Raw genomic sequence first — 10,287 nt, 5'->3', positions numbered from 1 at the left:
AATTTCACCTCATGTATCAAACGTAGTTTATAATTACTTAAAAGAAAAACTTGCAAAGTAGTAAAAATGATTATTAAACGAAGCAAAAATTCAAATAATCCTGATAATAAGCCAGAGAAACAATCTCAGGAAGTTGCAAAAGAAAAACCTCCTGTACAGCCAAATTCTATGGCTATAGATGTTTTACCTGTTTGTCGGTCTCCAATTATTAATTCTCGCTGTCCTCTTCCAATAGGTACCATAGAGTCAATGGCCTTTATGCCTGTATGAAGTGGAACAGTTACAGGAGTCCTATCAATAATGCCTGGGGCAATTCGTTCCACAGGGTAATGTGCTTCTGCTTGTATAGGGTCACCTGTATCTACAGGCTCACCAATAGCATTTACTACACGACCTAAAATAGATTCTCCAACAGGAACAGAGGATATCATCCATGTCCTTTTAGCAACATCCCCTTCTTTTATTAGTTCATAATCCCCCAGAAGTATAACCCCAACATGGTCTTCTTCTAAACTAAAAACAATTCCTTTTACTCCATGGGGTAAATCAATCAATTCACCCATGAAAGCATTCTTCAGACCAAATACTCGGGCTATACCGTCACCACTTTGGATTACGGTTCCTGTCTCAGAAACATCAATTGAACTTGAATACAAACTTATTTGTTGCTTGATAAGATTGGTAATCTCATCAATTCGTGGATTGTATATCATTGATAGAAATTTCCTTTTTCATAATTTCTTCTTTTAACTTTTCCAATTGTGTGCGATAACTAAAATCAAATGAAAATCCATAAAAATGGACTATAATTCCTCCTAATATAGACGGGTTAATGTGTTTTACAAGTCGAACTTTCTTTTTTGTAAATCGTTCCAGGGTTTTAATAAGTGATTTTTCAGATTCTCCAGGTAACTGGGTCGCTGTTGTAACTTCAACTTCAATTTGATTTAACCACGGGTCAATCTTCTCTGAAAATACCTTTGATATTTCCCTTATTATTCCTGCTCGGTTATGTTTTATAAGAAAGTTCGAGAAATTTCTAAAATATTCAGGTGAATCTGTAATTTCAAAAATTTGGTTTAATATTTTCTTTTTTTGTTCAAAAGGGATAACAGGATTGGTTAAGAAAGTAAGAAATCGAGGCTCTTTTTTTAATAAATAGGCGAGTATCTGATATGTTTCATTAACTTTAACGAGGTCATTTTCATCTTTTATAAAAGACTTTAATGCCTCTGCGTATCGCTGGGCTAATCTATTCCGTATTATAAGATTCATATCCCTTATTCCAATTTATGAAATCATCGTTATTAAGAAATTAAATTTTTCAACAGTTTGTTCTAATCTTTCAGGGGTTTCTGATGCTACTAATTCCTGTTCAGCCTTCTTTATGGATTCATTTATCAATTGTCTTTTTACTTCGTTAATACAATGTAAAATCGCTTCTTGTTTCCTTGTTTCCAATAGAAATTCAATTTGTGCTAAAGCCTGTTGATTTTGTTTTTCAATTTCAGATAGTCGCTGAGCCAAAAAAGATTCTTTATAATATTCCCTTTCTTTTATTACATTGGGTAGAGTTTGATAAAGATTTTTTGCCTTTACTTCCTCTTCATTGCTTTGCCGTATACGATTATCAATTTCATTTTGTTTGTTTAATATGTGCCTTTGATAGGTATATGTGTAATTCAATAAAGGTTGCCATCCAAAATGAAAAACTATGAAAATGATAATTAAAAAGTCTAATGTTTTGAACCATAAGGTATAATAAAAGATTCTCTCTTTTTCCCTTAAAAAATCTGGATTTTTTTCATAATTTGCTGCAAAATTAAACTTTTCTAACTCTTCCGGTGAACCTTTATATAGATGAGGTCTTTGTAAAAATTTGTAATAATCAGGATGTTTACTAATTTCTTTATAAATTCTATGCTCTTGCTCATATTTTTGTAAATAGTCCTTGGATAAATTAGGGGAGTGGAAAAAATATATTCCTCCTATTATCCCTATTAGATAAAATGTTAAAACTCTAATAAGGAATTTTTTATGTCGAGTTAAAAAATTCGTTTTTGTTGTGTCAGACATTGGATTATCTTCTCTGATAATATTTCCGCATGTGTTTGAATTTCTGTACTATTCATGCAAAATTGTTTTTCTAATTTATTTCGGAAAAGAATTAGTTGTTCATTTGCCTTTTTTTGTTCCTGTTCAATTAATGCTCTTTGTTCAATATAAGCATTTCGTATTGTATTGTCTATCCTGGAATCAAGTGATTTTTGAGCCTGTTCTAATGTATTTTTATATTCTTCTCGTAATTCTTTTGCTTTTTGAATTGTGGTTTCAATTTCATTCTCTTTTCTTTGAAAATATTCCTCTCGTTCTTTGATTGTTTGCAAAAGGGGTTTCCAGATATATTTCCTCGCAAAAATAAAGAAAAAGAGGAATAAAAGAAGTTCAATTAAGAGGGTTAAATTTATACTAATCATAGTATCTCTGGTTTACACCATAAAGAAAAGAATAATGACGGCTATTACCAATGCATAAATGGCAACAGATTCAGTAACGGCTTGACCTATTATCATGGTTCTTGTTACAGGTCCCGACGCCTCAGGATTTCTTGCTACCCCTTCACATGCTTTTGCAGCAGCATAACCTTCAGAAAGAGCCGCTCCTAAACCCGCTACTGCAATTGTAAAAGCGGCAGATAAACAGGCAAATATTACTCGTAAGTCTTCACCTGTCATAGAAATACTAGAGTTTTGTTGGGCTGTTTCTGCTGTTTGGGCAACAACAAAATTTAGCATGTTATACCATGTGTGAATATCCATAAAAAACTCCTTATATTTTGTTTAATGGTTTTCTGCTAAGTAAGATGAAATATATACCGTTGTTAAAGAGGCAAAAACAAATGCTTGAATAAACGCCTCAAAACCGGTTAATAACATGTTAAATATAATAGGCACAAAAATATAAAATGTAAGTGTGGCAATAACAACGCTTACGATTCCTGAACCCAAAGTGTTCCCAAAAAGACGACAGGAGAGGGAAATAATTTTGGAAACCTCCTCTATAATTTTGAAGGGGAAGAAAAAGAGAACGGAAAGTTTTTGTAAAGTGTTTTTTTGAGAACTTTCTGAATCATCATTATATAAAGGTCCTTGAAATTCTCGGATAAAACCCTGTATCCCTTTAAATCTTACAGCAGTAACCCAACTGTAAATAAGTGATAAAAGAGCAAGAGCAATAGTGCAATTCAAATCACCGGTAGGTTCTTCCATATAAGGTAAAGGAATCAAAGAAAATAAAATAGCAAAAAATATAAAAGAAAAAAGAGAAGAAACAAAGGGTAATACTTCGTATAAAATATTCGCATTTGAAGTTTCTATAATCGGTTCGATTAACGACTTAAACCACAAAACAACTATTTCGAGCAACGATTGTGTTCTTGTAGGAATGTGTTGAAAACGATGAGAAAATATATAACTTATCAAGAGCAAAATCATTACGATAAAAAATGAAGATATCACGGTAAAGACATGTATTCCCCCTCCCGGTATTAGTATATCAGTACCGGGTATATAGTAAAGAACCCATCGTCTTCCTATTTCTTCCATGATAAATACCTGCTACTTTAGTAAGATATAAAAATATATCGAGTATTCCCAAAATATATAATTTCAGTGATTTAAGATAAATTATAGTAGTATGATACACCTCTTATTGTAATAGGTGCAATGAGTAAACCTAAAAAAGTCAAAAAAATAGTTGAAATTTTTCTATCCGAAAAGTAAATCGTTAGTATAAAGAATAAAGCAATAAGAAACAATTTCATAACGCCACATAAAACAATAAAGTTAACTTTTTTTGATGATAAATAAGATTCGAGATATTTACCATAAAAGAAAGTTAAAAATATATTAAATATACAAGAAATAAAGAAATAAATAGTTTTCAATCCCCAAAAAACAGAAAAAAGGATTGTAAGAAGAAATGATGCAAAAATACCTGTAATAAGAAATATGAATATAAATTTTTGCCCGCTCATTTTATTTTCTTAAATATTGTGATAAAAAAACCAATAAAGCCCGTTACGATTGATAAAATAATAAAAATTGCTAACAAAAACCCATTTGTTTGAAAATACTCATCTAATTTATTTCCGATGAAATAACCAAAAAGAACTAATATACATAAAGAGAACCCTAAATTAGATACCGTACTTAATGTGTTTATAAAATCTTTATTAATCTTCATAATATTTGATAAATTTAAATAGAAAAAATAAATAGTTATTCATGTTAAAATGATAATAAACAATTATTAGATAGTTAGAGAATACCACATGAGACTTTCTTTTTTATACTTTAATACTTTCCTTTTACTGGTATATCTATTTTTATCTCCTATTATTTTTTCAGATGTAAGTTTGGAAGATTTAGTCAAGCAAAAACAGAATACAGTGCTTCTAATTAACTGTATAGATAATGATGGTAATATCATTCAGGGAAGTGGTTTTTGTATCTCTCCAGATGGGTATGTTCTTGCTACAGCACATCAAGTAAAAGATGTTAAAGAAATAGAAGGGAAAACAATCAATGGAAATGTATTTCCATTGAAAGTAGAGTATATATCAGAAGACAAGGATATTTCTGTTTTAAAATCCCAGCAAAATTTTCAATCCTGGGTGGATATTTTTAATACAGAAACGGTTAATGCAGGAGCAAGTATATTTACATTGGCTTCACCCGATAATCTGGCTTTTTCAGTTATTACTGGAACAGTTTCCAATCCCAATCGTATCTATAAAGGGAACAAAGTTTATCAATTAACTTTATATGCAGACCCGGGTGCAAGTGGTGCTCCCGTTTTTAATAAAGAAGGTATTTTTATAGGAATGATTATAGGAAAATTGGAAGGAACTGCATTTTCATTGGCAATTTCGTCAAAAGAGATAGAAAACTTTTTAGAAAAGACGCCTATGTATAAAAGATATAATAATAGAATTGAAACAAATAAAAATCAATTGATAGAAACAGAAATTATTCCCTTACCGGATATAGACCCTACTATATTATCTGCAATAGAAGCATATAATAGAGGAGTAAACACGAATGATATAAAAAAGAAATTCGAATATTATAAAAAATCCGCACAATTATTCCCGGAATTCTTTGAAGCATGGTTTAATCTGGGGGTAGTATCCGAACTATTAGGTGATTTATCTACTGCAGAAAAGGCATATAAACAGGCAATAAATACAAATTCTAATTCATTAGAAGCAACAAGAAATTTAGGACGTTTATTGTTGAAACAAAATCGATTAGATGAAGCGAAAACCATTTTTGAAAAGGCAATTGAGTTATGTTCTACATGTCCACAGGTGTATAATGATTTGGGAGAAACATTTAGAAGAATGAATCAATTTGAACAGGCAGAAAAATACTTTAATAAGGCGATTGATTTAGATAAGGAATATGCTTTAGCGTATTATAATCTCGGGTTAATACACCTGGAAAGGGAAGATGAAGAAAAGGCTATCCAATATTTTCAGGAATATACAAAACACACCAAAGAAAATTCAGACAGGGAGAAAGTTTCTTTATGGATAGAAGAGATGAAGAAAAAAAAGAAGATACAGTAATTGAAGATTCTCAAATACCCAAGAAAATTGGGAAATATGAAATAATCCGAGAAATTGGTAAAGGGGCGATGGGTATTGTGTATGAAGGATATGACCCTATTATTAAAAGGAAAGTGGCAATTAAAACAGCACGGAAAGACCTATCGGTAAGCGCCAGTATTGCAGACGAAATATTTATTCGATTTTCACGCGAAGCCGTTATGGCAGGTCAAATACAACATCCCAATGTAGTAACTATTTATGATATGGGCGAGGAAGAGGGGTTAGCTTATATTGTGATGGAGTATATTGAAGGTGAGGATTTAAAATCATTGATAAGTAAAAAGAAAATATGGTCTATGGAAGAAATTATTAAAGTAGCGAATGCTACATGTAGTGCACTAAATGAGACTCATAAGCACAAAATAGTCCATAGGGATATCAAACCGTCAAATATATTAATAACGAAGGATGGGAATATAAAACTTACAGATTTTGGAGTTGCTCGACTTCCGGATTCTACTCTTACTCAAGAAGGGACATTAATCGGTACTCCACATTATATGAGTCCGGAACAATTTACGGGTGGGAAGGTAGATGGAAAATCCGACCAATTTTCTCTGGCTGTAGTTTTGTATGAACTTATAACAGGAGAAAAACCATTTGTTGGAGATACTTTGAATGTAATTATGCATAAAGTATTAAGAAGCCAACCCCTGCCTCCTTCTGATTTGAATATACGAGTTCCAAAAGAATTAGACAGCGTTATTATGAAGGCTATGAGTAAAAATCCCGATGAACGATATGAAAATATGGAGGAATTTTCAAAAGCCCTTAATAATGCTATAAACAAAACAGAGAAGAAAGATAATGGCCAGGCCATATCAGAAGCACCTACTATGTTGGCAGATGAAAGTATCGGTAAGAAAACAGATGAAGAACTGGATAAAATTCATGACAATATCAGAATGAAACAAAAGTTTGTGGCTATTATAGGAATTATATTAATAGCAATCGGTGTAATTTTGGGAATTGTTTATTCTTATTCGACTGGAAAAGAGAATGCTACAGGAAATAATGTTAATACAAAAATAAACGAACCATATTTTGGGAAAGCAATATTTAATATCTGGCAGGCTGAAGATAATGAAGCCTATGAAGATTTTCAAAATTATCTGGATTTAAAGAGAATATCTGATAAAATTTCTCCTTTTGAAGGAACCGTCGAATTAGAGATAAAAGACCAAACAGGGGAAGTTGTGTATAAAAATGAAAAATATAGTACAGGGGAAACTGCACAATTTCAAGGAAAACCTGATTCAATTTCATGGACAGTTCGAAGGGGCAATGATACTTTAACAGGCGAATTACCTCCTGTAATAAAGCCAAAAGAACCCGGTGAAACAATTGCAAAACATATTCTTTTACCTCCCATTAAAAGATAATGAGCAAAAATTCGTTAAAGATGGTAAAATTATTAAAGAGATTGGTTGTACAAGAAAGATTAAATAGGAGATTTTTTATGTATATGAGAACAAGGTTTTTTTTGGTGCTACATACTATATTTTTAGCATCAATTTTGGGGACAAGTGCTTTTGCACAAACATTTGTAAAAAATGATAAATTCCCAGTATTTACAGCAAAAGATATTAACGGAGAAGAAATAAACTTAAATAATTATATTGAGAAAAACGAACCCGTTTTAGTTATTTTCCTATTCTCTCCCAAAGCAGGCGAAGAAATGGCAACGAAATTATCTGTATTAGACCTTCAATTTGGAGGGAAAAAACTTGAAATTATCGGTATTGGCTGTAAAGAAAATACTGAAGGACTTAAACAATTTGCGAATAGATTGGATTTAAAATTTAAGATTGTATCGGAGCAGGAACTATCCGATAAATCGTGGCTTAGCAAGGTAGATGTCCTTCCTATGATTTTATTTGTTGCTCCACCCTCAATGGTTATTGAAAGAGTTTTAAGGGGAGGAGGACATCAGTTAAGTTTGCTGAAAGAAACTGCGGAATTCTTTTATAGAAAGAAAGATTTAGAGACTGCAAGTAAAATGTTGGATACATCCATTCCGGATGAAAAAACAAATGCTTCACAAGAATTGCAAGAACTTAAAGGATATATTTTGTCTGAACAGGGTAAAATTGATGAGGCAGAAAAAGAGTTCGGGGCGATAAATGCTACAGCAGGTTTAGCAAAACTTGCATATATGAAGGGCGATTACCAAAAAGCAATTGAATATGCAGACCAAGTGCCCGATGATGGTTATGCTCAAACTATTAAGGGTATGGCTCTTTCAAAATTAGGCAAAACTGAAGAAGCCCGAGCAATTCTCCAAAATAATGAAGGCAAAATAAAATACGATTGGATGAAGGCAGAAAACTTAAACGCTCAGGGCAGAATATCTCAAGAAACAGGTGATGATACAAAGGCATTACAAGAATTTGAACAAGCCGTATCGCTCGATCCGATGAATGTTGTGGCTTTGAGTAACAAAGCCGTAGTTCATCAAAAAAAGGGTGAATTGGATAAGGCAAAAGAAATTCTAACCGAAGCAGCGAAGAGGGGAGAAGACCAGGTAACTCAGTTGTTATTACAGCAGATTACTGAACAGATACAAAAAAATAATGATGTAGAAAGACAAAAGGTTATACAGGAACAGATATCGCAATTGACAACTCGGTTTAAAGAATTAAAAGAAAGTGGGGTAATATCTGGTGATACATGGGATACAAAGCCACCCGTAATAGCCTTCTTGAAAGGGAATACCGTTGCACAAGGATTGCTGCTTGACAGAGCAGGAATTGATAGTGCTTTCCAGCGAGAACTCGAAAAAACAGTTAAAAACAAACTTACACCCGTGCAGGTTGTTGAAAGAGAAATGTTGGACAAACTTTTGCAGGAATTACAATTAGGAAGTTCGGATTTAGCCTCTGCAGAAACACAAAGGCAATTGGGAAAAGTTCTCTCAGCACGATTTTTAGGTTTCATAGAGTTTGCTTCATTGGGCAAATCTCCTATGGTATATGTTCGTCTTGTGGATACAGAAACAACAGAAATCGTTGGACAGTGTTCAAGTGTTATTAATGAGAATGATTTAATCACAACCATTCAAAAAATTACTGAAGAAATGGAACAATGCTTCAAAGAAACAAATAGAAATGTTCGAGGAACAGTTATATCTGTATCCGATAACTCTGTAACTGTAAATCTGGGAAAAAATCATGGTATTAAAGAAGGTTGCGTTTTAACTATCTTACGACAAGGGGAACCTATTGAAATCAACGGTAAAAAAGTGGGTTTTAGGCAGGAACCAATTGGACAGATAGAAATACAAGAAGTAGAAGATGAATACGCAACAGGAACACTAAAACTATCTAAACAAGATGCAAAAGTAGAAAAAGGAATGAAAGTAAAGGGAAATCTGTTTTAATAAAAACTAACAAAGGAGGGATTTATGAAGACACTATTGATTATGTTATTAGTGATACCTTTTGTATGTGCAAATAGTTTTGCCCATAAACCTATTGTTATTGATGGTGGACCATCAAGTATTGATAATCCATATAATATAGAAAACATAGACATTTCACAGGTAGCATATCACAATGCAACACAAGGGAAATTAGAAATCTGGTTAAAATTTTTTGGTAAAGAAAACCAAAAAATTAAAATACAATTAGGTTCTCCAAAATTAGATGATTCAAAACCGGTATATTTCCCGGCATGTGCAATTATTTCGAAAAGTTTGCCCCCTATAACAGTTCCCTTTGCAGTGCCAATAGAATATGGAGGACAGGTTTTTACTACACAATCACAAAAACCAGAAATATTTCATGAAGAATTTACAGGAACATATTCATGGATATTCCCCCCAGTTGAGTATATATTACCTAAAACAGGAGATTACTATATTGTAGGTTATATTCCTGAACCCCGAGAAGGAAAATTTTGGATAGCAGTTGGTGAAAAAGAAAAATTTAGTTTTTTAGACATTTTATCATTACGCAAAACCTTTATAGATGTCAGAAATTTTCATGAAGTATTCCCTGTAGGTGGAGTATTCATCTGGTTTTGGTTTGTTCTTTTATTTATTATTTTAACTTTGTTTTCGTTTTTAGGATTAGGTGGATTATATCTTATAGGGGTTCTTTAAAGAGATATTCAAGATATTCAGCAAAATGAGGAAAGGTAAAAACAAAACCTTCCTTTAATAGTTTGGCTGGGAAAACTTTTTGGTCTGTTAAAAACAACTCCCTTCCCATTTCTCCTAAAAATGTTCTTATAAAACAAGGTGGAATATGAAAAAATGCTGGTCTCTTTACAGCCTTTGATAAAATAGAACAGAATTCTTTTTGCGTAATGGGATATGGTGAAACAAAATTATAAGGACCTTGAGAATGTTCTTGTTTTAACAGAAAAGTCACAGCATTACACAAATCTTCTATGGCTATCCAACTCAAAAATGCATTTCTCTTTCCAACTACACCTCCTAAGCCTGAACGATATATTTTCATTAGTCTTTTTAAAAAACCACCATCTTTTCCCATTATGATACCAAAACGCATAAAAACAGTTTTAATACCAGATGATATTGCTATTTGAGCAGAATGTTCCCAATTTTCACAAAGAGTAGACAAAAAACCATTTCCTTTTTCTCCCGTTTC

At 32.4% G+C, this 10,287-nt stretch carries 11 protein-coding genes; 4 read left to right on the top strand and 7 right to left on the bottom strand.

Features of this window, described 5'->3' with window-relative positions; translation table 11 throughout:
• Positions 1 to 125: 125 nt before the first annotated feature.
• The 6 genes from PLA12_13595 to PLA12_13570 form a co-directional block, all read right to left on the bottom strand.
• Positions 126 to 713: a hypothetical protein gene (locus PLA12_13595; GenBank protein HOQ33528.1), complete on the bottom strand. Its 588-nt coding sequence runs from the start codon at positions 711 to 713 to the stop codon at positions 126 to 128.
• Positions 691 to 1,275 (bottom strand): ATP synthase F1 subunit delta, encoded by a 585-nt coding sequence (atpH, locus tag PLA12_13590; protein ID HOQ33527.1) that lies wholly within the window; start codon positions 1,273 to 1,275, stop codon positions 691 to 693. Before atpH ends, PLA12_13595 begins: the two co-directional genes overlap by 23 nt.
• Positions 1,276 to 1,290: 15 nt before the next feature.
• Positions 1,291 to 2,076 (bottom strand): hypothetical protein, encoded by a 786-nt coding sequence (locus tag PLA12_13585; protein ID HOQ33526.1) that lies wholly within the window; start codon positions 2,074 to 2,076, stop codon positions 1,291 to 1,293.
• Positions 2,046 to 2,477 (bottom strand): hypothetical protein, encoded by a 432-nt coding sequence (locus PLA12_13580; protein ID HOQ33525.1) that lies wholly within the window; start codon positions 2,475 to 2,477, stop codon positions 2,046 to 2,048. The genes PLA12_13585 and PLA12_13580 overlap by 31 nt, the downstream gene beginning before the upstream one ends.
• A gap of 12 nt (positions 2,478 to 2,489) precedes the next feature.
• Positions 2,490 to 2,735, bottom strand: a complete 246-nt coding sequence (atpE, locus tag PLA12_13575; protein HOQ33524.1) for an ATP synthase F0 subunit C — start codon at positions 2,733 to 2,735, stop codon at positions 2,490 to 2,492.
• 105 nt (positions 2,736 to 2,840) lie between these two features.
• The gene (locus PLA12_13570) at positions 2,841 to 3,605 is read right to left on the bottom strand and encodes a FoF1 ATP synthase subunit a (protein ID HOQ33523.1); all 765 of its coding nucleotides are present in this window, start codon (positions 3,603 to 3,605) and stop codon (positions 2,841 to 2,843) included.
• Between the two features lie 728 nt (positions 3,606 to 4,333).
• On the opposite strand from PLA12_13570, the gene PLA12_13565 reads away from it, so the two are divergent.
• The 4 genes from PLA12_13565 to PLA12_13550 all read left to right on the top strand — a co-directional run bounded on the left by PLA12_13565 (position 4,334) and on the right by PLA12_13550 (position 9,776).
• Positions 4,334 to 5,632, top strand: a complete 1,299-nt coding sequence (locus tag PLA12_13565; protein ID HOQ33522.1) for a tetratricopeptide repeat protein — start codon at positions 4,334 to 4,336, stop codon at positions 5,630 to 5,632.
• Positions 5,593 to 7,056 (top strand): serine/threonine-protein kinase, encoded by a 1,464-nt coding sequence (locus PLA12_13560; GenBank protein HOQ33521.1) that lies wholly within the window; start codon positions 5,593 to 5,595, stop codon positions 7,054 to 7,056. Before PLA12_13565 ends, PLA12_13560 begins: the two co-directional genes overlap by 40 nt.
• Positions 7,057 to 7,139: 83 nt before the next feature.
• On the top strand, positions 7,140 to 9,053 hold the full coding sequence (locus PLA12_13555; protein ID HOQ33520.1) for a FlgT C-terminal domain-containing protein: 1,914 nt from the start codon (positions 7,140 to 7,142) through the stop codon (positions 9,051 to 9,053).
• A gap of 24 nt (positions 9,054 to 9,077) precedes the next feature.
• Positions 9,078 to 9,776 carry a hypothetical protein gene (locus tag PLA12_13550; GenBank protein ID HOQ33519.1) on the top strand — a complete coding sequence of 233 codons (699 nt, stop codon included), beginning with the start codon at positions 9,078 to 9,080 and terminating at the stop codon, positions 9,774 to 9,776.
• Here the strand turns inward: PLA12_13550 and PLA12_13545 are convergent.
• The coding region (locus PLA12_13545; GenBank protein ID HOQ33518.1) for a DUF1731 domain-containing protein at positions 9,760 to 10,287 on the bottom strand (528 nt) is incomplete at its 5' end. The genes PLA12_13550 and PLA12_13545 overlap by 17 nt on opposite strands.

The sequence above is a fragment of the Candidatus Hydrogenedens sp. genome, from assembly GCA_035378955.1.
Lineage (GTDB): Bacteria > Hydrogenedentota > Hydrogenedentia > Hydrogenedentales > Hydrogenedentaceae > Hydrogenedens.
The sequence above is the reverse complement of the archived record's forward strand: the minus strand, read 5'-3'. Positions and strand labels throughout refer to the sequence as shown.